Origin of the sequence: Bacillus sp. 5B6, assembly GCF_000259405.1 — a bacterium.
Classification (GTDB): domain Bacteria; phylum Bacillota; class Bacilli; order Bacillales; family Bacillaceae; genus Bacillus; species Bacillus velezensis.
In genome coordinates, this window is the sequence record NZ_AJST01000001.1 from 1337864 (window position 1) to 1361573 (window position 23710).

General features: G+C 46.6%; 21 protein-coding genes and 1 riboswitch. All 21 genes read left to right on the forward strand.

Going from position 1 to position 23710, the window contains the following annotated elements; translation table 11 throughout:
* The first annotated feature begins 53 nt into the window (after nucleotides 1–53).
* The 21 genes from mraY (at nucleotide 54) to divIVA (ending at nucleotide 23620) form a co-directional block, all read left to right on the forward strand.
* A complete protein-coding gene (gene mraY / locus MY7_RS06505; protein ID WP_007409707.1) occupies nucleotides 54–1028 on the forward strand; it encodes a phospho-N-acetylmuramoyl-pentapeptide-transferase in 975 nt (324 codons plus the stop codon).
* Nucleotides 1029–2384 carry a UDP-N-acetylmuramoyl-L-alanine--D-glutamate ligase gene (gene murD, locus MY7_RS06510; protein ID WP_007611280.1) on the forward strand — a complete coding sequence of 452 codons (1356 nt, stop codon included), beginning with the start codon at nucleotides 1029–1031 and terminating at the stop codon, nucleotides 2382–2384. It begins immediately after the preceding gene.
* 58 nt (nucleotides 2385–2442) lie between these two features.
* Complete coding sequence (spoVE, locus tag MY7_RS06515; protein WP_003154430.1) at nucleotides 2443–3543, forward strand: stage V sporulation protein E; 1101 nt, start codon at nucleotides 2443–2445, stop codon at nucleotides 3541–3543.
* 116 nt (nucleotides 3544–3659) lie between these two features.
* The gene (gene murG / locus MY7_RS06520; protein WP_007611282.1) at nucleotides 3660–4751 is read left to right on the forward strand and encodes an undecaprenyldiphospho-muramoylpentapeptide beta-N-acetylglucosaminyltransferase; all 1092 of its coding nucleotides are present in this window, start codon (nucleotides 3660–3662) and stop codon (nucleotides 4749–4751) included.
* A gap of 25 nt (nucleotides 4752–4776) precedes the next feature.
* Entirely contained in the window at nucleotides 4777–5688 is a 912-nt protein-coding gene (gene murB, locus MY7_RS06525) for a UDP-N-acetylmuramate dehydrogenase (RefSeq protein WP_015388267.1), read from the forward strand.
* A 128-nt stretch (nucleotides 5689–5816) separates the two neighbouring features.
* Nucleotides 5817–6605, forward strand: coding sequence for a cell division protein FtsQ/DivIB (locus tag MY7_RS06530; protein ID WP_007409710.1), 789 nt, complete (start codon nucleotides 5817–5819; stop codon nucleotides 6603–6605).
* A 549-nt stretch (nucleotides 6606–7154) separates the two neighbouring features.
* The gene (gene ftsA / locus MY7_RS06535) at nucleotides 7155–8468 is read left to right on the forward strand and encodes a cell division protein FtsA (protein ID WP_007611286.1); all 1314 of its coding nucleotides are present in this window, start codon (nucleotides 7155–7157) and stop codon (nucleotides 8466–8468) included.
* 35 nt (nucleotides 8469–8503) lie between these two features.
* The gene (gene ftsZ / locus MY7_RS06540; protein WP_003154424.1) at nucleotides 8504–9652 is read left to right on the forward strand and encodes a cell division protein FtsZ; all 1149 of its coding nucleotides are present in this window, start codon (nucleotides 8504–8506) and stop codon (nucleotides 9650–9652) included.
* Nucleotides 9653–9925: 273 nt separating this feature from the next.
* Nucleotides 9926–14221, forward strand: a complete 4296-nt coding sequence (locus tag MY7_RS06545) for a S8 family peptidase (RefSeq protein ID WP_007611289.1) — start codon at nucleotides 9926–9928, stop codon at nucleotides 14219–14221.
* Between the two features lie 215 nt (nucleotides 14222–14436).
* Complete coding sequence (gene spoIIGA, locus MY7_RS06550) at nucleotides 14437–15366, forward strand: sigma-E processing peptidase SpoIIGA (RefSeq protein ID WP_003154422.1); 930 nt, start codon at nucleotides 14437–14439, stop codon at nucleotides 15364–15366.
* A gap of 57 nt (nucleotides 15367–15423) precedes the next feature.
* Nucleotides 15424–16143: an RNA polymerase sporulation sigma factor SigE gene (gene sigE, locus MY7_RS06555; protein WP_007409714.1), complete on the forward strand. Its 720-nt coding sequence runs from the start codon at nucleotides 15424–15426 to the stop codon at nucleotides 16141–16143.
* A 140-nt stretch (nucleotides 16144–16283) separates the two neighbouring features.
* Nucleotides 16284–17066 (forward strand): RNA polymerase sporulation sigma factor SigG, encoded by a 783-nt coding sequence (sigG, locus tag MY7_RS06560; RefSeq protein WP_003154420.1) that lies wholly within the window; start codon nucleotides 16284–16286, stop codon nucleotides 17064–17066.
* 128 nt (nucleotides 17067–17194) lie between these two features.
* Entirely contained in the window at nucleotides 17195–17992 is a 798-nt protein-coding gene (locus tag MY7_RS06565) for an ABC transporter ATP-binding protein (protein ID WP_007611292.1), read from the forward strand.
* Between the two features lie 4 nt (nucleotides 17993–17996).
* Nucleotides 17997–18102, forward strand: a riboswitch (TPP riboswitch).
* Between the two features lie 76 nt (nucleotides 18103–18178).
* Entirely contained in the window at nucleotides 18179–19459 is a 1281-nt protein-coding gene (locus MY7_RS06570; protein WP_029325898.1) for an acetylornithine deacetylase, read from the forward strand.
* 60 nt (nucleotides 19460–19519) lie between these two features.
* Entirely contained in the window at nucleotides 19520–19771 is a 252-nt protein-coding gene (locus tag MY7_RS06575; RefSeq protein WP_003154415.1) for a YlmC/YmxH family sporulation protein, read from the forward strand.
* Nucleotides 19772–19925: 154 nt separating this feature from the next.
* Nucleotides 19926–20762 carry a peptidoglycan editing factor PgeF gene (pgeF, locus tag MY7_RS06580; protein ID WP_029325899.1) on the forward strand — a complete coding sequence of 279 codons (837 nt, stop codon included), beginning with the start codon at nucleotides 19926–19928 and terminating at the stop codon, nucleotides 20760–20762.
* A 4-nt stretch (nucleotides 20763–20766) separates the two neighbouring features.
* Nucleotides 20767–21459, forward strand: a complete 693-nt coding sequence (locus tag MY7_RS06585) for a YggS family pyridoxal phosphate-dependent enzyme (RefSeq protein ID WP_007611295.1) — start codon at nucleotides 20767–20769, stop codon at nucleotides 21457–21459.
* Nucleotides 21456–21914 (forward strand): cell division protein SepF, encoded by a 459-nt coding sequence (gene sepF / locus MY7_RS06590; RefSeq protein ID WP_003154410.1) that lies wholly within the window; start codon nucleotides 21456–21458, stop codon nucleotides 21912–21914. The genes MY7_RS06585 and sepF overlap by 4 nt, the downstream gene beginning before the upstream one ends.
* 6 nt (nucleotides 21915–21920) lie before the next feature.
* Nucleotides 21921–22199, forward strand: a complete 279-nt coding sequence (locus MY7_RS06595) for a YggT family protein (RefSeq protein WP_003154408.1) — start codon at nucleotides 21921–21923, stop codon at nucleotides 22197–22199.
* A gap of 61 nt (nucleotides 22200–22260) precedes the next feature.
* Nucleotides 22261–23031, forward strand: a complete 771-nt coding sequence (locus MY7_RS06600) for a YlmH family RNA-binding protein (protein WP_007611296.1) — start codon at nucleotides 22261–22263, stop codon at nucleotides 23029–23031.
* Between the two features lie 94 nt (nucleotides 23032–23125).
* Complete coding sequence (gene divIVA / locus MY7_RS06605; RefSeq protein WP_003154406.1) at nucleotides 23126–23620, forward strand: septum site-determining protein DivIVA; 495 nt, start codon at nucleotides 23126–23128, stop codon at nucleotides 23618–23620.
* Nucleotides 23621–23710: the final 90 nt, after the last annotated feature.

The following is a 23710-nucleotide window of genomic DNA, read 5'->3' on the forward strand; positions in this document are numbered from 1 at the left end:
TGAATATGATAAATACGTATGTCGTTTGAACGAAACGGGAGGAGAAAAGAGCAATGCTTGAGCAAGTGATTTTATTTACAATAATAATGGGATTTTTAATCAGTGTTCTGATATCTCCGATTCTTATCCCGTTTTTAAGACGTTTAAAATTCGGCCAAAGTATCAGGGAAGAGGGGCCGAAATCACATATGAAAAAATCAGGGACGCCGACGATGGGCGGGGTCATGATTATTGTATCCATCGCCATTACGGCGATTGTCATGACGCAGAAATTTTCGCATCTGAGCGCGGAAATGTTTCTTCTGCTGTTTGTCACGATCGGATACGGCCTGCTCGGCTTTCTGGATGACTATATTAAAGTAGTAATGAAACGGAATCTCGGATTAACGTCGAAGCAGAAATTGATCGGCCAGATCATTATTGCCATAGTATTTTACGGAGTATATCATTATTGCCATTTTTCAACCGGCATCAGGGTGCCGGGCACACATCTGTCAATCGATCTCGGCTGGGGATACTTTATCCTCGTTCTCTTTATGCTTGTCGGAGGTTCAAATGCCGTCAACCTGACAGACGGTCTGGACGGTCTCTTGTCCGGTACCGCGGCTATCGCATTCGGCGCTTTCGCCATCCTTGCGTGGAACCAGTCACAATATGACGTTGCGATTTTCTCGGTTGCCGTTGTCGGCGCCGTTCTCGGTTTTCTTGTATTCAACGCCCATCCCGCCAAGGTATTTATGGGGGATACCGGTTCGCTTGCGCTCGGAGGAGCGATCGTGACCGTTGCCATTTTGACGAAGCTTGAAATTCTGCTCGTCATTATCGGCGGAGTATTTGTTATTGAGACCTTATCTGTTATCTTACAAGTCATCAGCTTTAAAACGACAGGAAAACGAATCTTTAAGATGAGTCCGCTTCACCACCATTACGAATTGGTCGGATGGTCTGAATGGAGAGTTGTCGTCACATTCTGGACTGCGGGACTGCTGCTTGCCGTTTTAGGAATTTACATCGAGGTGTGGTTATAAGTGGAAAACGAACTTTTTTTGCAAAAACAAAACTTTCTGGTCCTCGGACTGGCGAAAAGCGGATATGCGGCTGCGTCGATTCTTCATGAAAAAGGCGTTAACGTCGTCGTGAATGATCAAAAAGCCTTTGAAGAGAACGAACCTGCCCAGAGGCTTTCAGAAAGAGGAATTGAAGTCATCTGCGGTGAGCATCCGACGTCACTTTTTGATCAGCATCACATTACCATTCTGATCAAAAATCCCGGAATCCCGTATGAAAATATCATGGTGGAGGAAGCGCAAAGAAGAGGCATCCCGGTCTGGACGGAAATCGAGCTTGCGTATTATATCACCAATGCAAAATTCATCGGCATTACAGGTTCAAACGGGAAAACAACAACGACGACCCTGATTTATGAAATGCTGAAAGCTGATTCGATAAAGACGCTGATCGCAGGGAATATCGGCACTGTCGCTAGTGAAGTGGCTTATCATGCTGACGGTGATGAATGGATCGTCACAGAGCTTTCTTCGTTCCAGCTTATGGGGACTCATGCGTTCAGACCTGAAATCGGCCTGATTTTAAATGTGTTCGACGCTCATTTGGATTACCATCACAGCCGTGAAAACTATGAAAAAGCCAAGCAGAACGTGTATCTTCATCAGCTTGAGAGTGATACGGCCATCGTGAATCAAAGCGATGAAACAGTCGTGCGGCTTGCCGAAAGCGGAAAAGCCGGCACCGTTCCGTTTTCAGTTCACCAGGAACTGTCAAGCGGCGCATTCATTAAAGACGGAATGCTGATGTTCGGCGATGAAGCGATTCTGCCTGTTGATGACATCGTACTGCCGGGCGCGCACAATTTAGAAAATATTTTAGCCGCTGTAGCCGCGGCCAAAACGGCGGGCGCATCTAATAAAGCGATTCAGAAGGTGCTGACAAGCTTTACCGGTGTCAAACACCGTCTGCAGTATGTAACAGCGATCCAGAATCGTAAATTTTATAATGACAGCAAAGCGACGAATATTTTGGCCACAAGCAAAGCGCTCTCTGCGTTCAAAGCTCCGGTTATTCTGCTTGCAGGCGGACTGGACCGCGGCAACGGTTTTGACGACCTGAAACCGTATATGGACAATGTCAAAGCGGTCCTGACGTTCGGACAGACAGCGCCGAAGATAGAAAAACTGGGCAATGAGCTGGGAATACAACATGTCAAACGTGTCGATAATGTTGAACAAGCAGTATCTGCGGCGTTTGCGCTCTCAAATGAAGGAGACGTCATCCTCTTGTCACCCGCGTGTGCAAGCTGGGATCAGTTCAAAACATTTGAAGAACGCGGTGACATGTTTATAGATGCCGTGCATATGCTTAAGTAAGGGCTTGTCTCTGTTCATCGGCAGCCCTAAATGACTTATGCTTGGGGTGTCGATTGCTTTGACTACTAAAAAAACAGCGCCTGATTTGTTATTAGTTATCATTACGTTATTGCTTTTAACAATAGGATTAATTATGGTCTACAGTGCAAGTGCGGTATGGGCGGATTATAAATTTGACGACTCGTTTTTCTTCGCGAAACGGCAGCTGCTGTTTGCGGGGATCGGCGTCATTGCCATGTTTTTCATTATGAATGTGGATTATTGGACATGGCGCACATGGTCGAAGCTGCTTCTGATCATTTGTTTTTTTCTGCTTGTGCTTGTGCTGATTCCGGGAGTCGGAATGGTGCGGAACGGTTCAAGAAGCTGGATCGGAGTGGGAGCGTTCAGCATTCAGCCTTCGGAGTTTATGAAACTCGCGATGATTGCGTTTCTGGCTAAATTTCTTTCTGAAAAACAGAAGAATATTACGTCATTCAGACGCGGATTCGTTCCCGCGCTCGGAATCGTGTTTTCTGCATTTATTATTATTATGTGCCAGCCGGATCTGGGAACGGGGACGGTAATGGTGGGCACGTGCATCGTGATGATTTTTGTTTCCGGTGCGCGAATCGCTCATTTTGCGTTTCTCGGACTCATCGGTTTAAGCGGATTTGCGGCACTAGTTCTGTCTGCTCCTTATCGGATTAAACGGATTACCTCTTACTTAAACCCGTGGGAGGATCCGCTTGGAAGCGGATTTCAGATCATTCAGTCGCTCTATGCCGTAGGTCCGGGCGGACTTTTCGGAATGGGGCTGGGTCAAAGCCGGCAAAAGTTTTTTTACCTGCCGGAGCCGCAAACCGATTTCATTTTTGCTATTTTATCTGAGGAACTCGGCTTTATCGGCGGTTCGCTCATATTGCTGCTGTTCAGTATTTTATTATGGCGGGGCGTCAGGATTGCCCTCGGCGCGCCGGATTTATACGGAAGTTTTGTCGCCATCGGTATTATTTCTATGATAGCTATTCAAGTCATGATTAATATCGGCGTTGTGACGGGGCTGATCCCGGTAACAGGAATTACGCTGCCGTTTTTAAGCTACGGAGGCTCATCACTGACGCTGATGCTCGCAGCGGTCGGCGTGCTTTTAAATGTCAGCCGGTACTCGAGGTATTGATCTGTATCTTGCCTCATCACTCATGATTTATTCGTTATCTATAAAAAAACAGACAACATCAATAACCCTGTCCTAAAAAACAGGGTTATCGCTATGTGATTAAGGGGGACATACGAATGCGTATTGCAGTAAGCGGAGGCGGAACCGGAGGACATATTTATCCGGCCCTGGCCTTTATTAAAGAAGTTCAGCGCCGGCATCCGGATGTGGAATTTTTGTATATCGGAACAGAGAACGGTCTTGAGAAAAAAATTGTTGAACGGGAAAATATTCCGTTTCGCGCCATTGAAATTACAGGTTTCAAACGAAAACTTTCTTTTGAAAATGTAAAAACCGTCATGCGTTTCTTAAAAGGCGTGACGAAAAGCAAATCATATTTAAAAGAGTTTAAACCGGATGCCGTTATCGGTACAGGCGGCTATGTATGCGGTCCGGTCGTATACGCCGCAGCAAAAATGGGAATTCCGACGATCATTCATGAGCAAAACAGCCTGCCCGGCATCACAAATAAGTTTCTCTCGAAATATGTTAATAAGGTGGCAATTTGCTTTGAAGAGGCAAAATCGCATTTTCCTGCTGAAAAAGTTGTGTTTACGGGAAACCCGAGAGCCTCTGAAGTCGTCTCAATTAAGACAGGCCGCTCATTAACTGAGTTCGGGCTGAAAGACAATCAAAAAACGGTGCTCATTTTCGGCGGAAGCAGAGGCGCGGCTCCCATTAACCTTGCCGTTATAGATATGCAGGAAGAATTGAAAACGAGACCTTACCAAGTGCTTTATATTACCGGGGAAGTGCATTACGAGAAGGTAACGGCTGAGCTGAAAGGCGGAAAAGCCGCTGATAATATGGTGACAAAACCGTTTTTGCACCAAATGCCGGAGTACTTACAATCAATTGATGTCATTGTGGCCAGAGCCGGAGCGACGACGATTGCGGAGATCACCGCTCTCGGCATTCCGAGCGTGCTTATTCCGAGCCCGTATGTGACAGCCAATCACCAGGAAGTCAATGCGAAGGCGCTCAGCCAGCATGACGCTGCAATCGTACTGAAGGAAACCGAGCTCAGCGGAGAAAAACTGATCGCTGCGCTGGACAAAATCGTCATGAATGAAGAAACCTTAAAAGACATGAGTGAGCGGACAAAATCACTCGGTGTTCCGGATGCGGCAGCCAGACTGTACAGTATCATGGAAGACATAAAAAAATAGAGCAAATGGAATGCGGAGGTTTATGATGGAGAACGTAATTCAGGAATTAAGAGACCGCGAAGTCGGCAAAGTACTGGAACAAGAACCGCTCGCGAACCATACAACGATGAAAATCGGCGGTCCGGCGGACATTTTGATCATCCCCAACCGTGTGGAAGCGGTCAAAGATATTATGGATATTGTGAAAAAACATGATCTGCCATGGACGGTTATCGGCCGCGGTTCAAATCTGCTCGTGCTTGATGAAGGCATAAGAGGAGTTGTCATCAAACTGGGCGCGGGTCTGGATCATTTGGAGATTGACGGTGATCAGGTGACGGTCGGAGGCGGCTATTCGGTCGTCCGGCTTGCGACTTCCATGAGTAAAAAAGGAATGTCCGGTCTCGAATTTGCAGCGGGCATTCCCGGATCAATCGGCGGAGCCGTCTATATGAATGCCGGGGCGCACGGATCTGATATGAGTGAGATTCTTGTGAAAGCCCGTATCTTATTTGAAGACGGCACAATCGAATGGCTGACGAACGAAGAGATGGATTTCAGCTACAGAACGTCTGTTTTACAGAAAAAACGCCCCGGTGTCTGTCTCGAGGCAGTTCTTCAGCTTGAGCAAAAGGAACGGGAAGCCATTACGGCGCAAATGCAGCAGAACAAAGATTACAGAAAAAATACGCAGCCGTATTCGAGCCCATGCGCCGGAAGCATATTCAGAAATCCGCTGCCGAATCATGCTGGAAACCTCGTTGAAAAAGCGGGATTAAAAGGACATCAGATCGGCGGAGCGAAAGTGTCCGAAATGCACGGGAATTTTATCGTCAATGCCGGCGGAGCGACTGCCAAGGACGTTCTCGACCTGATTGAATATGTGAAAAAGACAATCCGTGAGCAGTATGATGTTGACATGCATACAGAAGTTGAAATCATCGGAGGGAATCGTTAAAAGGTTCTCTGATTACATGAGCTCATGTGATATACTTTTAACAAATGTCAAACGGCATCAGAGCATGCCGTTTGTTTTTCAATCAGACGAATGTCAAGCTGTTTCATTCTTAGTGAGGTGGACAGGCAGTGAACCCAAATCATGAAAGAGAAAAAATCGTAAATATTGAAGAGCGGATTCCGAAAATCAAAGAGCAGCGGAAACAAAAAGCAAACCGCCGGCTGATTTCATTCATTGTGCTCTTTTTTATGATGGTGCTGATTATCGTGTACTTGCAGATGCCGATCAGCAAAGTGTCTTCTGTCACCGTTTCCGGAAACGAAAACGTGTCTGTAAAAGAGATCAACGCGCTTTCTGATATACATAACGGACAAACCGAGTTCTGGAGTCTGAACAAGAAACAAACAGAAGAAAAGATTGAGCAGAATAAGCTGGTGAAAAAGGCGGAACTTTCAAAAGTATTTCCTAACAAAGTCAGCATTCACATTGAAGAATACAAGACGATCGCGTATCTGCAGCGACATGATGTGTATTATGAAGTGCTCGAAAACGGCACTGTGCTGCCGAACGAAGTCACGCCGGATGACGCGGGCCCGATTTTGGTTGACTGGACAAACGCGAAAAAGCGGGTCAAAATGGCGGAGCAGCTTGATAAGCTTTCCGGTTCGCTTAAGCAGTCGATTTCTGAAATCTATTATACACCGGTAAAAATGGATCAGGACCGGATCAAGCTGTATATGAACGACGGGTATGTAGTTACCGCTTCTATTAAAACGTTTGCCGGCCGGATGAAGACCTATCCTTCTATCGTTTCCCAGCTGGATGGCGGGAAAAAGGGGATTATCCACTTAGAAGTCGCTACGTATTTTGAAGAATTTAACAAAGGTAAATCCGGCAAGAAAAAAGAAAATGATTAATAGTTCTAAAGAACTAATTTAAAGGCGGTTCAAAAGAATCTATTACAATCAGCGGGGCAGCCGATATAACCGATAGCGGAATCATTATGACTATGTTTGTTTTTGCCCGGGATATGGCTGCCGGACAAGCGGAAAATTCTCAATGCAATGGGCGTGTCTTCTGCAGTGAGCATTACATTTGGAATTTTCCTCCTGTTTCTTCTTTTTTCGGATGTTTCTGGCAATATCTATAGCTTTTCTGGAGGTTCATCTTAGTGTAGACTAAGGGAAAGCGGATATATTTGCATCTGGATTGCACAGTATGACACCGTGACAAGAAATCTTACGGTAAGGTGGGCCGTCTCTAAAAAAAATAAAAAAAATGCGATATAAAAGAGGATATACATAGAATATAACGAATAGTTTCATTAAACATAAATTGTGAGAAATCAGTCAAGAATTTGTTGATGCTGTTGTTTTTGTTACACACTTGTAAAGCCACATTCATTGTATTGTTGTTCCGCAAATAATAGAATAGAATTTGATCGAAATGTGAGGAGGTGCCATAGAATGAACAACAATGAACTTTACGTCAGTCTTGACATCGGTACGTCCAATACAAAAGTGATCGTCGGAGAAATGACAGATGATTCCCTTAACATTATCGGAGTGGGAAATGTACCGTCTGAAGGGTTGAAAAAAGGCTCAATCGTTGATATAGATGAAACCGTTCATTCTATAAGAAAAGCGTTTGACCAAGCTGAAAGAATGGTAGGTTTTCCGCTGAAAAAAGCCATTGTCGGCGTTAATGGAAATTATATTCATATTCAAGATACGAACGGCGTTGTCGCTGTTTCCAGTGAAAACAAAGAAATTCACGTTGAAGACGTCCGCAGGGTAATGGAAGCGGCACAGGTCGTGTCAGTTCCGCATGAGCAGCTGATCGTTGACGTCGTTCCTAAACAGTTTATCGTTGACGGAAGAGACGAAATTACCGATCCGAAAAAAATGCTCGGCGTGCGCCTGGAAGTAGAAGGCACGCTGATTACCGGCTCCAAAACGATCTTACATAATTTACTTCGCTGTGTGGAGAGAGCGGGCGTTGAAATTACTGATATCTGCCTGCAGCCGCTTGCGGCCGGTTCGGCGGCTTTGTCAAAAGACGAAAAAAACCTCGGAGTCGCCATGATTGATATCGGCGGCGGCTCGACGACGGTGGCGGTATTTGAACAGGGGCACCTGAAGGAGACAGCCGTCATTCCGCTCGGAGGCGAAAACATCACGAAAGATGTATCGATCGGATTGCGCACTTCCACCGAAGAGGCTGAAAGAGTAAAAAAACAATTCGGACATGCATTCTACGATGAGGCTTCAGAAGATGAAGTATTTGAAGTCACCGTCATAGGAACGAATCAAAAGCAATCTTTTACACAGCAGGAAATTGCCAATATTATTGAAGCAAGAGTGGAAGAGATTCTTGAGATTGCCGCATCCGAAATTGAGCATATGGGAATTACAGATCTGCCCGGCGGCTTTGTGCTGACCGGCGGACAGGCCGCAATGCCCGGAGTGCTTTCATTGGCACAGGAAGTGCTGAGGCACAATGTAAGGGTCGCAAGCCCGAATTATATCGGTGTAAGAGACCCTCAGTATATGACGGGTGTCGGCTTGATACAATTTGCCTGCCGAAATGCCAGAATTCAGGGAAGAAAAATAGGCTTTCATATGCCGGAAGAAGCCGTGCAGGAAATCGCGGTCTCTCACGAAGAAGAACATCATCAGCGGCCAGAGGCGCAGCAGCGTCCAAAAGCAAAACAAAAAACACAAGCCGAACACAACAAACCGAGCAAAATGAAAAAACTATTAAGCATGTTTTGGGAATAGATTGATAGTCATTCGGCAGATTAGGAGGATTTAGCATGTTGGATTTCGAAACAAACATAGACGGCTTAGCATCAATTAAAGTAATCGGAGTAGGAGGCGGCGGTAATAACGCGGTCAACCGAATGATTGAAAATGAAGTGCAGGGTGTAGAGTACATTGCGGTAAACACGGACGCGCAAGCTCTTAACCTGTCAAAAGCGGAAGTGAAAATGCAGATCGGGGAAAAGCTGACCCGCGGTCTCGGAGCGGGAGCGAATCCGGAAGTCGGCAAAAAAGCCGCTGAAGAAAGTAAGGAACAAATCGAAGAAGCGCTAAAAGGCGCTGATATGGTGTTCGTTACAGCTGGAATGGGAGGCGGTACCGGAACGGGAGCCGCACCGGTTATCGCGCAAATCGCAAAGGACTTAGGCGCTTTGACTGTCGGTGTCGTAACAAGACCGTTTACATTTGAAGGAAGAAAACGCCAGCTGCAGGCTGCAGGCGGTATCACGGCAATGAAAGAAGCCGTTGACACACTGATCGTTATTCCGAATGACCGCATTCTTGAAATTGTCGATAAAAACACACCGATGCTTGAAGCATTCCGTGAAGCTGATAACGTGCTTCGCCAAGGGGTGCAAGGTATCTCTGACCTCATCGCAACGCCTGGTTTAATCAACTTGGACTTTGCCGATGTCAAAACCATCATGTCCAACAAAGGTTCAGCATTGATGGGTATCGGGATCGCTACGGGCGAAAGCCGTGCTGCTGAAGCCGCCAAAAAGGCGATCTCCAGTCCGTTACTGGAAGCGGCAATCGACGGAGCGCAAGGTGTTTTGATGAACATTACGGGAGGTACAAACCTGAGCCTCTACGAAGTGCAGGAAGCAGCCGACATCGTCGCTTCTGCATCTGACCCTGATGTCAACATGATTTTCGGTTCAGTTATCAATGAAAATCTGAAAGATGAAATCGTCGTCACCGTTATTGCGACCGGTTTTATCGAACAGGAAAAAGATGACTCAAAACCGCAGCGACCGACTTTAAACCAAGGATTGAAGTCTCAAAGCCAAAACGCTGCGAAACGTGAGCCGAAACGAGAAGAAACACAGCATCAAAACACGGTGAACCGCCATACATCACAGCCGGCGGATGATGCCCTCGACATTCCTACATTTTTAAGAAACCGTAACAAACGCGGCTGATGTAAAAAAGGACAAGACCACATGGTTTTGTCCTTTTTCTTTTGTGCACAGTCTTCCTTCCTATCCCCGTAATCTATACAGTGAAAAAAGCAACTTTATACCTATGACGAATTGATTGTTTTTTAGTTTCATACGGTTTTCTACAGAATGTGACAATATCTGGATGGGAGATTGTCTACATTTAACGTACAGCATCGAAAATGACAAACGATTCCAATTTATGAAGGAGGGATACACATTTTATAGGGCGTTACCAAATAAGGGGGGATACGATTGAAGAAAAAAACGAGAAACAGATGGACAGGCTCCGTTTTAAGCGCGATTGTCGTCAGTTCCCTGTTGTTTCCGGGTGCAGCCGGAGCGAACAGCACACCGGGAGCAGTTTCTTTCACCAAAGATATTTCTTCCTCTAAGAGCATTCAGCATAAGATTTCCGATTCAGTCAAGAAGCGTTTTGAAAAAAATGATAAAGTCACGTTTCTTATCAAATTTAAAGAGAAAGCCAATACGAAAAAAGCAGTCAAAGAAGCAGAAAAAAACGCCAAGTCTCAATCGCTTTCCGCAGCAAAAACCGAATATCAAAAGCGGTCAGCCGTCGTTTCTTCTTTAAAACTGGCGGCTCATGATGCGCAGCAGAATCTGAAAACATATTTGGAAAAACAAAAAAAGAAAGGCAAGGCTGATCACATCCATTCCTATTATATTGTCAACGGAATGGCAGTCACTGCTTCGAAAGAGGTAATGGAAAAAGCCGCCTCATTTCCTGAAGTAGAAAAAGTTCTTCCGAATGAAAAACGTCAGCTTACTCAACGACAATCAAAAGCTCCTTTTCAAATGAAGAAAAAACAAAAAGAGATCAAAGCAAAGGAAGGCATCGAATGGAATATCAGCCAAATTGATGCGCCGCAGGCCTGGGCCTCAGGATACGACGGAACCGGCACGGTTGTCGCCTCCATTGATACGGGAGTTCAGTGGGATCATCCGGCGCTTAAGGAAAAATACCGGGGTTACGATCCTGAAAATCCCGCAGCGCCGAATCATGAAATGAACTGGTATGATGCCGTGTCCCATAAAGACGCTCCCTACGATGATCTTGAACACGGCACTCATGTAACAGGGACCATGACGGGTTCAGAACCTGACGGCTCAAATCAAATCGGTGTGGCTCCGGGGGCGAAATGGATCGCAGTAAAAGCATTTTCAGATGACGGAGGAACTGATGCCGATATTTTGGATGCCGGTGAATGGGTGCTCGCGCCTAAAGATAATAACGGGACGCCGCATCCCGAGATGGCGCCGGATGTTGTCAATAATTCCTGGGCAGGCGGTTCGGGAATGGACGAGTGGTACCGCGATATGGTGAATGCGTGGAGAGCGGCAGGGATTTTTCCGGAATTCTCTGCGGGAAATGAAGACTTATTTACACCGGGAGGACCGGGTTCAATTGCAAATCCGGCCAATTATCCTGAAGCATTTGCGACAGGTGCGACTGACATCGACAAGAAACTCGCTGATTTCTCACTTCAAGGCCCCTCACCGTATCATGAAACAAAACCGGACATTTCGGCTCCGGGAGTGAATATCCGTTCTTCGATTCCTGGAGGAACATACGAAGGCGGCTGGGACGGAACTTCAATGGCCGGGCCGCATGTGGCGGCGACGGCGGCTTTGTTAAGGCAGGCGAACGCCTCTATTACGGTCGATGAAATGGAAGACGTTTTGACGCGCACCGCGGAAAAGCTGACAGATTCCGTTTTTCCGGAATCACCGAATAACGGTTACGGCCACGGCCTCGTTAACGCTTTTGATGCCGTTTCTGCCGTAACGGACGGAATCGGAAGCGTAGAAGGCAAGGTCTCTTCTGCGGGCGAAGATCACAATCCGCCCAGCTTTCATCATGAACCGGTCTCAGTGGCTTACAAAGGGGCAAACCTTCCGTTAACGGTTACAGCAGAAGACGATGTAAGCGTAACTGAAGTCATCCTTTCCTATCAGGTTGATGAAGGAGAGTGGAAAACGACAGCCGCCATTCAAAAAAGCGGTGATGAAAAAAAGGGAACATACCAGGCGGAAATTCCGGATGTAACGGGAAGCAAGATAAGTTATAAATGGACCATAAAAGATTTCGGAGGTCACTCTGTAGAATCTGATACGTACCGGGCTGACGTGAAACCGAGCATTACGGCGGGATACAAAGAGGATTTTGAATCACAGCCGGCGGGCTGGTCCAGTTACGGGACACATGACCAATGGGAATGGGGGAATCCGAGTTCAGGGCCCGGCGCAGCATTTTCCGGAGATAAAGTGTATGCGACGAATCTGTCCGGCCCTTATGCAGATTCAGCCAACATGAATTTGGTGATGCCTCCGATTCAAGTTCCGGAAACAGGGCGGCTGTTTTTGCAATTTAAAAGCTGGCATAAGCTCGAAGAATTTTTTGATTACGGGTATGTGTTCGTTCTTCCGGAAGGAAAATCAAATTGGGAGCAGGCGGCCGTTTACAATGGTGACTCCGCAGGATGGAACGATGAAGAGGCAGATTTATCTGCGTATAAAGGCCAAAACATAAAACTCATGTTTAATATGCAGTCAGACGAAGTACTGAATGAAGACGGATGGTATATCGATGATGTCCGGCTTTCAAGCAGCTCTCTCGGCAAGGCGGCTAAAAAAAGTAAACACAATAGACAAACACCTCCCGGCCAGCTGAAGAAAAAAGCTGTCAGTCCGAAACAGGCCAAACCGGCAGTGAAATCACCCGGAAAAAGAGTAAAACGTGAAACAAACCTCCTGCCGCTCAGAGCGCAAATCAGTGTCGCCGAGACGGGGAAATCCGTATATTCCGACCCTGCAAGCGGAAGCTACAGCCTGTCGCATAAGGCGGGAAGCTATACGCTGAAAGCCGAGGCTTACGGATTTAAGTCCGCTTCGAAACAAGTTTCTATTCAATCAGACAAAACCGCACAGGCGGACTTTACACTGGAGCAAATGCCGTCCGGCACGCTAAAAGGAACCATCACCAATCAGTCAACAGGCAAACCGGTAAAAGGGGCTGCGCTTTATGTGGCCGAGGATGCCGCAATTGAACCGGCGGTGACAAACGATAAAGGGGAATATTCGCTTAAGGCGTACGAAGGCTCCTACACAATCAAAGTAGCGGCAAAAGGCTTTTACAATAGCGAATTTTCTGTTGACATCAAAGGGGATGCTGAAAAAAACGTCAAGCTTAAGCCGTATATCGGTTATGAAGGGGAAATTGCCTATGATAACGGGACAGAAGAAGCCGCGCTGTCATATTTTAAAGCCGGCAGCAAATCTGCCGTTAAGATGACGCTTAAAGACGGAAAAGAACACGGTATGCTGACGGGAGGCCTTTTTAAATTTTGGGGCGCAGACTGGCCTGATCCGGGAGGTACCGAATTTCAAGCAGAAGTATATGATGCATCCGGCCCTGATGGAGCTCCGGGCAGCAAAATTGCCGGCCCGTTCCAAGCTGAAGCGCTTCGAAACGGAGAATGGACCAAAGTGGATCTCAGCTCAAAAGGAATCGCGGTCGGAAAGGATTTTTATCTTGTGTTCCGCCAGACGAAACCTGACCCTTATACACCTGCCCTGTCATCTGATGACGGCAGTCCGTACTCGAACAGAAACTGGCAATATCTCGACGGCCGCTGGTCTAAAACCGATAAATCAGACGGAAACTTTATGATCAGGGCTTTGGTCGACTACGAAGCTTCTGTGCCTGACATAACGTCGCCTGAAGACCGGTCATTTACAAACAAGAAGTCAATCACGGTGAAAGGAACGGCTTCACCAAAAACCGCTGTCCGTCTTACCAATAACGGTAAAACCGCCGCAGAAACGAAAGCAGATGCATCCGGCAATTTCCAGGCCGGCGTCACACTCACTAAAGATGCCAATCGGCTGACGGCAGCATCTGTGACAGACAGCGGGTCAACCGATGAGTCAAGCCCTGTCACGGTCATACTGGATGAGGATAAGCCGGATGTGACGATTGACAGTCCGGCAAACGGTGATAAAACAAATAAAGAAACAGTGACCGTAAAAGGAAAAGTGCACGACGCCCATTTAAAATGGGTAAAGGTGAACGGAAAAAAAGCTGAAGTAAATAACGGTTCTTATCAAGCGAGAACCCTTCTGGAAAACGGCAGCAATGAGATCAAGGTGACGGCCTCAGATGAAGCGGGTAACAAAACAACGAAAAAGACGGTGATCGATGTCAATTACAATGCTCCCGTCATTTCCGGATTGGTTCCCGGAGCGGATAAGGAATTAAAAGCCGGAGAATCAGTGAAAATCGCTTTTTCAAGTGGAAAGAAATTAGACGCTTCCTTCGTTATCCGTCTGCCTCTGACAAACGCCCGGGCAGGGAGCCAAAACGCAACAGAGCTTCCGCTGAGAGAAATTTCTCCGGGACGATATGAGGGTTACTGGACGGCGACTTCTTCCATCAAAGCAAGCGGAGCGAAAATTGACGTTATCGCTAGAGATGACTACGGAAATGAAACGAGACAGACGGCTAAAGGAAAACTTTATATCAATGAGTAAAACAGAGCGCTGCCAGATCACGGCAGCGCTTTTTTAGTTGAAGCGGACAATAGGAAAGCAACCCTTTCGGCCCTCGACAAATAAAACGGTTATCCCTTAAAAATTGTACTTTACCCTCAACATTAATTGACAGACTTTCCCACAGAGCTTGCTTTATACTTATGAAACAAGAGAGAGAAACAGATATGTAAGACAAAAGAGGAAAGGGGTCAGATGTGAAAATCTATCTGGATGTCATTTGGCTGTTGAACTTTTGTTTTGATTCTCTTTTGCTTTTATTGACCGCCTTTATTTTAAAACGCCAGGTGAAAAAAAGAAGAGTGGCCGCCGGCGGTTTCATCGGGTCAGCCATTGTGCTTCTGATGTTTACGCCTGTTTCTCCCTTTGTGGAGCATCCGGCGGGAAAAATGGCGTTTTCAGTAGTCATCGTGCTTACGGCTTTTGGCTTTAAACGGTTCCGATACTTTTTTCAAAATTTGTTCGCCTTTTATTTCGCGACTTTTCTCGTCGGCGGGGGAATGATCGGCGTACATTCCCTGCTGCAGACAGAATCAATTGTGCAGCAAGGCGTAATGGTCACAAGCCAGACAGGATTCGGCGACCCGATCAGCTGGATGTTTGTAGTTATCGGATTTCCGGCCATATGGTTTTTTTCGAAAAAGAGAATTGAAGACATCGAGACGAAGTCCATTCAGTACGATGAACTTGTCATGGTGCAGGCGGAATTCAGCGGACAGACAATCCGCGCGAAAGGATTGGTGGATTCCGGGAATCAGCTGTATGATCCGCTGACGAAAACGCCGGTCATGATCCTTCACATTGACAAATTCGCTCCGATTCTCAGCGAAAAGGAAACGGACCTCATCAAATCCGCCAGTCCGCTTGAAGTGATAGAGCAGCTTGATGATTCGTTCCGCCATGCGGATAAGCTGAGGCTGATTCCATACAGGGGCGTCGGCCAGGACAATCAATTTTTACTCTGTTTAAAGCCGGATTACGTCACGATTTTAACAAAAGACGAAATGATCGCTTGTGAAAAATGCCTGATCGGCATCAGCACGAAACCATTATCCGCGGACGGTGAATTTGACGGAATCGTTCATCCGAAGATGCTGACAGGGAAGGCTGTAAAACATGTTTCCTGACGAAAAGTCTGTTATTCATCATACTCAAAACGCGTTGTATTTAGAAGGGGGAGGAAGATGAAAAAACTTAAGCTGCGTCTGACATATTTGTGGTATAAATGGCTGATGAAACTCGGACTGAAAAGCGATGAAGTGTATTACATAGGAGGAAGCGAGGCGCTGCCGCCGCCTTTGTCTAAAGAAGAGGAGCAGGTGCTCTTATTAAAGCTGCCGAGCGGGGATCAGGCGGCGCGGGCCATTCTGATTGAGAGAAACTTACGTCTTGTTGTTTACATTGCCCGCAAATTCGAAAATACCGGCATCAATATCGAGGACTTAATCAGCATCGGCACCATCGGTTTGATCAAAGCGGTAAATACTTTTAATCCGGAAAAGAAAATCAAACTCGCCACCTACGCGTCGCGATGTATCGAAAACGAAATTTTAATGTACTTGCGCCGAAACAATAAAATCCGTTCAGAGGTGTCCTTTGATGAACCGCTGAATATTGATTGGGACGGAAACGAGCTGCTGCTTTCGGATGTGCTCGGCACAGATGATGATATTATTACAAAAGACATTGAAGCCAATGTGGATAAAAAACTTTTGAAAAAAGCGCTTGAGCAATTAAACGAAAGAGAAAAGCAGATTATGGAACTGCGTTTCGGGCTTGTCGGAGAAGAAGAAAAAACACAAAAAGATGTAGCCGACATGATGGGGATTTCACAATCTTATATCTCCCGGCTCGAAAAGCGGATTATCAAAAGACTGAGAAAAGAGTTTAACAAAATGGTGTAAAATTTTTTCCATCTGACAGCCCTTACTGCTGCAAGGATTGCCGCCGCCGGATGTTTATTTCTGTAAAATGGCGGTGCATATTTTTCCCACCCGAGGAGATACTTAACGTTGTACAGCAGCTCCTAGTGGGAGGGAAAAACGTGTCAAGAAATAAAGTCGAAATTTGCGGGGTGGATACCTCCAAATTACCGGTGCTCAAGAATGAAGAGATGAGAAAGCTGTTTAGGCAATTACAGGATGAGGGCGATGATTCAGCGAGGGAAAAGCTTGTAAACGGCAATCTGCGCCTTGTCTTAAGCGTCATTCAGAGGTTTAACAACAGAGGAGAGTATGTTGATGACTTATTTCAGGTCGGCTGCATCGGACTAATGAAATCCATTGATAATTTTGACCTAAGCCATAATGTTAAGTTTTCAACATACGCTGTACCGATGATCATCGGAGAAATCCGCAGATATTTGCGGGATAACAACCCGATCCGCGTCTCGAGGTCGCTTCGCGATATCGCATATAAAGCGCTTCAAGTAAGAGAGCGGTTAATCAGTGAGACAAGCAGGGAGCCGACAGCAGAGGAAATCGCCAAAGTTCTTGAAGTGCCCCATGAAGAAATTGTGTTTGCCCTTGACGCCATTCAGGATCCGGTTTCACTGTTTGAGCCGATTTATAATGACGGCGGCGATCCGATTTACGTGATGGACCAGATCAGTGATGAGCGCAACAAGGATACACAATGGATTGAGGAGCTGGCTTTGAAAGAAGGCATGAGAAGACTGAACGAACGGGAAAAAATGATTTTGCGAAAGCGCTTTTTCCAAGGGAAAACCCAAATGGAAGTCGCTGAAGAAATCGGCATATCCCAAGCTCAGGTCTCAAGGCTTGAAAAGGCAGCCATTAAACAAATGAATAAGAATATCCATCAATAACGGAAAAAGCCTTTAAACCTTGTTTAAAGGCTTTTTTCATGCGATGGTTTACGTTTGCAAAAAAGTGATGTATTCTAATGTGTAAAAGTTTTTAGAAAATTTAAACAAAGCAAACGGGGGAAACGGCAATGATTTTACAGCTGGACAGTGTGTCATTAAAAAGAAACGGGAAATGGATTTTGAAAGATATTAACTGGCGCGTCGAGAAAAACGAAAATTGGGTGCTGTACGGATTAAACGGAGCCGGAAAAACGGCTTTGCTGAATATGTTATGCTCTTATTACTTCCCCACTTCAGGAGAGATGCAGGTGCTCGGCCATCAATTCGGCAAAACAGAGCTCGGTGACAGGCTCAGAAGGAAAATCGGCCTTGTTTCGGCAGGTCTTCAGCACAAATTATATGCCGCGGACTCCGCTTTTGAAATCGCCCTCAGCGGCGCGTACGCCTCAATCGGGCTGTACGAAACTCCGAGTGAGCAGGTAAGGGAAAAAGCAATCGGTCTTCTGAAGGATTTGGGCGCCATCGGTTACGCCGACAGACGGTATGAAACATTATCACAAGGGGAAAGACAAAGAGCCCTGATTGCGCGGGCGCTTATGGCTGATCCGGAGCTGCTGATTTTGGACGAACCCGTGACGGGTCTTGATTTTATGGCAAGGGAGCAGCTGCTGGACACGATTACGTCGATCGCCGAAAAAGAAAATGCGCCGTCCATCCTTTATGTCACCCATCACGCTGAAGAAATTCTGCCGGTATTTGATCAGGCACTTCTTTTAAAACAAGGCGAGGTGTTCGCCTCCGGGAAAATCAGGGACATGCTTTCTGACGAGCGGCTTACAGCGTTTTTCGATATGCCTGTCAATGTCTTATGGAACAATGGCCGCCCGTTTTTAACACGTGCAAAAGAGGCATCATCCGTAAAATAACATAAATTCACCCTGGGGGTGCTGCCATGCGGCTGAGAGAGACGTTTGTCTCAACCCTTAACGGACCTGATCCGGATCATGCCGGCGGAGGGAAGCGGTGAAAAAAGCGGAGGAAGATCCGTTTTTTACCCGTTTCATTTCATGAATGAAACGGGTTTTTTGATACAGCCAAAGGGGAGATTTCCAATGCATCAGATTGATATGCTGTTACACCAGGCGGAGAAACGGCGGCACGACTTGATACATATTGCTGAAAGACTGATAGCCTTTCCCACTCCGGCTCCGCCAGCAAGAAATACGGCAGAAGCCCAAAAGTGGGTGGCCGGCTTTTTAAAAGAAACGGGCTGCTCGGTCAATATGTGGGATGTGTATCCGGAAGACCCGAATGTAGTCGGTGTTTTAAAAGGGACAGATTCAAGCAGGCATCAAAGCCTGATTTTAAACGGACACATTGATGTGGCAGAAGCCGGGGGCGAAGACTGGCACTCTGACCCGTTTCAGCCGCTCGTAAAAGACGGCATGTTGATCGGAAGGGGCGCCGCTGATATGAAAGGGGGTTTGGCGTGTGTTCTATTCTCTCTGAAGCTGATCCATGATGCCGGCATTAAGCTTCCGGGCGACCTCATTGTACAGTCTGTAATCGGAGAAGAAGTCGGTGAGGCGGGGACGCTGGAATGCTGCAAACGCGGCTATCACGCGGATTTTGCGGTTGTCGCGGATACGAGCAGCCTGCATATTCAAGGGCAGGGCGGAGTCATCACCGGCTGGATAGAATTGAAAAGCAAACAAACATTTCATGACGGCATGAGGCGCAATATGATTCATGCGGGCGGAGGCACATTCGGAGCGAGCGCCATCGAAAAAATGGCGAAAATCATCGCTGCCTTGGGAGAGCTGGAGCGCCACTGGGCGGTAACGAAAAGCTATCCCGGCTTTGCGCCCGGCACCAATACGATCAACCCCGCCGTCATTGAAGGCGGAAGACACGCAGCGTTTGTCGCTGATGAATGCCGGTTATGGATCACCGTCCACTTTTATCCGAACGAAACGCACGAACAAGCAGCCGCAGAAATCGAAGACTATATTAATCGTGTCGCTGACAGTGATCTGTGGCTCAAAGAAAACAGGCCGGTGTTCAAATGGGGCGGATCTTCGATGATTGAAGACAGAGGAGAGGTGTTCCCGGCGCTGGAAATCGACCCGGACCATCCGGCAGTTTCTGTCTTGGCTGCATCACACTCAGCCGTCAAAAAACAGGAGCCCGTCATTGATGTTTCCCAAACCGTAACTGACGGAGGGTGGCTTTATCATGCCGGGATTCCGAGCGTCATATACGGTCCCGGCGATTTAAAAAACGCCCACTCCGTAAACGAGGAAGTGTCTGTTGATGAGCTTATGGACTATACGAAAATCATGCTGAGATTTATCCTCGGCTGGTGCAGCCGCAAAAAAGATTGCCCGATGTGACAAGGTTCAGCCCGGCCGTTCATATAATAGGAAAAAGAACGGGCAAAGGGCGTGATACGGATGATCAGCATATCTGAATTTCAAATAAAAGATGTGGTAAACGTGTCGAACGGAAAAAAACTCGGAAGCATCGGTGATATTGATATTAACGTGACAACGGGAAAAATTCAGGCGATTATTTTAGGCGGCAGCGGAAAAGTTCTCGGTTTTTTCGGAAAAGAAGAGGAAATGATCATTCCTTGGCGAAATATAGTTAAAATTGGGGAAGATGTCATCTTAGTGCGTGTAAACGAACCAAAGGGGGGAGCGTAATCCTCCCTTTACTTGTAAAATGCCGGAAATCTCAATGTTTCCGGCACATTTATTTATCTCATTTTTCAATCAGCCGCTAAACGTATGCTCAAAATTGTGTTAAAATGATTGGGAAATTACGCTTTTTTAATGTTTGTCGAAAGGTTGGATCTCCATGAATACATATCACCCGTTTAGTCTTACCACCCCCTCGGCACTCATGATAGAAGACTGGAACTGTGTGAATCAGCTTAACACAAAGGTCATCGCCGGATTCACAACGAAAAACGGCGGGGTCAGCAATCCTCCGTATGAGTCATTAAATACCGGATTGCACGTCCGGGACGAAGCTCATGATGTTGTGACAAACCGTGAAGTCATAGCGTCCTTATGCGGTACTGATCTGGATTCCTGGGTGTTCGCCGACCAGACACATGAAAACCGCGTCCGGCGCGTGACAGCCGGGGATAAAGGAAAAGGAGCGAGAGACTATTCTTCCGCATTCCGCGGGACGGACGGGCTCTACACGAAAGATGCGAATCTTTTTTTGGCCCTTTGTTTTGCGGACTGTGTGCCCTTGTATTTTTATGACCCGGTAAAATCCATTATCGGCGCTGCCCATGCCGGATGGAAGGGGACGGTCAAACAAATCGGACGCATCATGACGGAACGCTGGGTAAACGAAGAAGGCTCCCGTTTAACAGATATTCAAGCTGTCATCGGTCCGTCCATCAGCGCGGGAAGCTATAAAGTCGACGATCGCGTCATCAATGAAGTGCGGGCGCTGCCTTTTACGGCAGAATCCGCCATATGCGAAACGGAAAAAGGCCAGTATCAGCTTGATTTAAAAGAGGTCAACCGTCTTCTTCTGATACATTGCGGCATTCCGGAAGAAAACATTTCAGTCAGCGGTTTATGCACTGAACGAGAGCGTGAACTATTCTTTTCACACCGCCGCGACAAAGGGAAAACGGGACGCATGATGTCCTTTATCGGAATGAAGGAGGCGTAAGATCTTGCGTGTTGCTGATCAATTACGACATATAAACGAAAGAATAAACGAAGCATGTAACAGATCGGGCCGAAGCCCCGAAGATGTTACCGTCATCGCGGTTACAAAATACGTATCAGCCGAAAGGGCTCAAGAGGCCGTTGATGCCGGTATTACAAGTCTGGGAGAAAACCGGGATGCAAGCCTTATCCATAAGCAGGAAGTCATCAAAGGCAGCCCGGAGTGGCACTTTATCGGCAGTCTTCAGTCCAGAAAGGTGAAGGCCGTCGTTGACCGTGTATCTTATATTCATTCCTTAGACAGACTGTCATTGGCAAAAGAGATTGAAAAACGGGCGCAGCATACGGTTCGCTGTTTTGTGCAGGTGAATACTTCGCTTGAGCCGTCTAAGCACGGTTTGAAAACAGAGGAGGTCATCCCCTTTATCAGAGAGCTTTCTGAGTTTAGAAACATTTCTGTAGAGGGCCTGATGACGATGGCTCCCCTGACAGACGATACAGAAACGATCAGAGCCTGCTTCCGGCAATTGCGTGATCTGAGGGATCAGGTGCAAAAACTGAATCAGAAAAACGCACCGTGCCGGGAACTGTCAATGGGCATGTCAAATGATTATGAAATCGCTGTTGAAGAGGGCGCAACTTTTATCAGAATCGGCTCTTCATTAGTCGGAAATGAACCGGGGGGTGTAAACAAATGAGCATGAAAAATAAACTGAAAAACTTTTTCTCAATGGATGAGGAGGAGTACGAGTACGAATACATTGAAACAGAGCAGGATCATCAGGAAGAGCATGAACAGCAGAAAGATAAACAGCCTGCTTACGCTCAGAAGCCGCAGGGCAAGCAGAACGTAGTAAGCTTGCAAAGTGTTCAGAAATCCTCTAAAGTGGTCTTGAGTGAACCGCGTGTATATGCGGAAGCGCAGGAAATCGCCGATCATTTAAAGAACAGGCGGGCGGTTGTCGTCAATCTGCAGCGCATCCAGCATGATCAGGCGAAAAGAATCGTCGACTTTTTAAGCGGTACCGTCTACGCCATCGGCGGCGACATTCAGAGAATCGGTTCAGATATTTTTCTGTGCACGCCTGATAATGTCGACGTTTCCGGCACGATTTCGGAGCTTATAAATGAAGACGAACATCAGAGGTGGTAAAGCAGGATGATTCTTTATCAAATTTTTTCCGTTCTGAGTTATTTAATTTACATCTACTCGTTTGCCCTGATCATCTATATCTTTATGTCATGGGTGCCGAGTACGAGAGAAACGGCGGTCGGACGGTTTCTCGCAGCGATTTGTGAACCGTATTTAGAGCCGTTCAGAAGGATCATTCCGCCCATTGCCATGCTGGATATATCCCCGATTGTAGCGATTATCGTGCTTCGGTTTGCCACGACGGGACTTTGGGGCCTATACCGCATGATCGCAATGTATACTTGAATGCGACAGTTTGATACGGGCTTGGCACCAGCCAAGCCTCTTTACATAGAAAGGAAAGAACATGAGCGATATTTACCAGCACTTCAGACAAGACGAGCGGCCTTTTATTGATCAGGCGCTTGAATGGAAACAGATTGTCCTGGACCAGTATCGGATGAAGCTGACTGATTTCTTAGATCCCAGAGAACAGGTCATTGTAAAGGCCGTTATCGGCGACGCCTGCGGTCTTGCGTTTTTCGGAGGATATGACAGAGCCGAGCGCAAACGCGCGATTTTATACCCTGAATATATGGAACCTGAACAGGATGATTTTGAGCTTCGGGCTTTTGACGTTCAATACGCTGAAAAATTCGTCAGCATTGACCACCGCTCTCTTCTCGGATCATTAATGGGGATCGGCTTAAAGCGGCAGAAATACGGCGATCTGATTTTCTCAGAGGAAGCCGTGCAGCTGATCGTCTCCGGTGAAATCGCCGATTTTGTCAGGACTCAGCTGACCAAGGCGGGCAAAGCGCCGGTAAAGCTTGAGAAAATCGAGCTTTCCGCTCTTCACATTCCCGCTTCAGATGTCGAAATAAGGGATGACACGGTTTCTTCATTGCGTCTCGACGCTGTCTGCGCTTCAATGAGCAGGCAATCCCGTCAGAAAGCGCAGGCGCTTGTGAAAAACGGGCTTGTTAAGGTGAATTGGAAAGCCATTGAAGATCCGTCTTATCAGGTTGCTGAAGGGGACATGCTCTCGATTCGCGGCTTCGGACGATGCAGTTTGGCAAAAGTTGACGGAAAAACGAAAAAAGACAAATGGAAAGTTACATTTGAACGGCAAAAATGAGTCGTTTTTTCAGTTTTTTTCTCCATCTGTGCCGTATTTGTTTTATAATGTGAACTAGATAACCGTACTGAAATGTAAAAATGGAGGTGGCAATATGCCATTAACGCCGAATGATATCCATAACAAAACGTTTACAAAAGGTTTTCGCGGATATGATGAAGATGAAGTAAATGAATTTTTAATGCAGGTCAGGAAAGATTACGAAATCGCACTCCGTAAAAAAACGGAGCTTGAGGCGAAAGTGAACGAGCTGGACGAAAAAATCGGCCACTTTGCCAATATCGAAGAAACGCTGAATAAATCAATTCTCGTAGCCCAGGAAGCCGCAGAAGACGTAAAGCGCAACTCGCAGAAGGAAGCGAAGCTGATCGTCCGTGAAGCAGAAAAAAATGCCGATCGCATCATCAATGAGTCGCTTTCCAAATCAAGAAAAATCGCAATGGAAATTGAAGAGCTGAAAAAACAGTCTAAAGTCTTCAGAACACGTTTCCAAATGCTGATTGAGGCGCAGCTCGACCTGCTGAAGAACGATGATTGGGATCATCTGCTGGAATACGAAGTCGACGCGGTATTTGAGGAAAAAGAATAATTTTCTGATTTTCTTGACATTCTCCGGCCCGTTCGAATATAATACGTTCATAAATTCAGATGAAAAGACGATTGAAAGGGACCGGCATGA

What these genes read in the sequence shown, in the direction of transcription:
- MY7_RS06570 (WP_029325898.1), top strand. Translation starts at nt 18,179, where the DNA reads ATGCATCAGATTGATATGCTGTTACACCAGGCGGAGAAACGGCGGCAC.
- ftsZ (WP_003154424.1), top strand. Translation starts at nt 8,504, where the DNA reads ATGTTGGATTTCGAAACAAACATAGACGGCTTAGCATCAATTAAAGTA.
- MY7_RS06595 (WP_003154408.1), top strand. Translation starts at nt 21,921, where the DNA reads ATGATTCTTTATCAAATTTTTTCCGTTCTGAGTTATTTAATTTACATC.
- murB (WP_015388267.1), top strand. Translation starts at nt 4,777, where the DNA reads ATGGAGAACGTAATTCAGGAATTAAGAGACCGCGAAGTCGGCAAAGTA.
- pgeF (WP_029325899.1), top strand. Translation starts at nt 19,926, where the DNA reads ATGAATACATATCACCCGTTTAGTCTTACCACCCCCTCGGCACTCATG.
- ftsA (WP_007611286.1), top strand. Translation starts at nt 7,155, where the DNA reads ATGAACAACAATGAACTTTACGTCAGTCTTGACATCGGTACGTCCAAT.
- sepF (WP_003154410.1), top strand. Translation starts at nt 21,456, where the DNA reads ATGAGCATGAAAAATAAACTGAAAAACTTTTTCTCAATGGATGAGGAG.
- sigE (WP_007409714.1), top strand. Translation starts at nt 15,424, where the DNA reads ATGAAAAAACTTAAGCTGCGTCTGACATATTTGTGGTATAAATGGCTG.
- divIVA (WP_003154406.1), top strand. Translation starts at nt 23,126, where the DNA reads ATGCCATTAACGCCGAATGATATCCATAACAAAACGTTTACAAAAGGT.
- MY7_RS06600 (WP_007611296.1), top strand. Translation starts at nt 22,261, where the DNA reads ATGAGCGATATTTACCAGCACTTCAGACAAGACGAGCGGCCTTTTATT.
- MY7_RS06565 (WP_007611292.1), top strand. Translation starts at nt 17,195, where the DNA reads ATGATTTTACAGCTGGACAGTGTGTCATTAAAAAGAAACGGGAAATGG.
- mraY (WP_007409707.1), top strand. Translation starts at nt 54, where the DNA reads ATGCTTGAGCAAGTGATTTTATTTACAATAATAATGGGATTTTTAATC.
- MY7_RS06575 (WP_003154415.1), top strand. Translation starts at nt 19,520, where the DNA reads ATGATCAGCATATCTGAATTTCAAATAAAAGATGTGGTAAACGTGTCG.
- murG (WP_007611282.1), top strand. Translation starts at nt 3,660, where the DNA reads ATGCGTATTGCAGTAAGCGGAGGCGGAACCGGAGGACATATTTATCCG.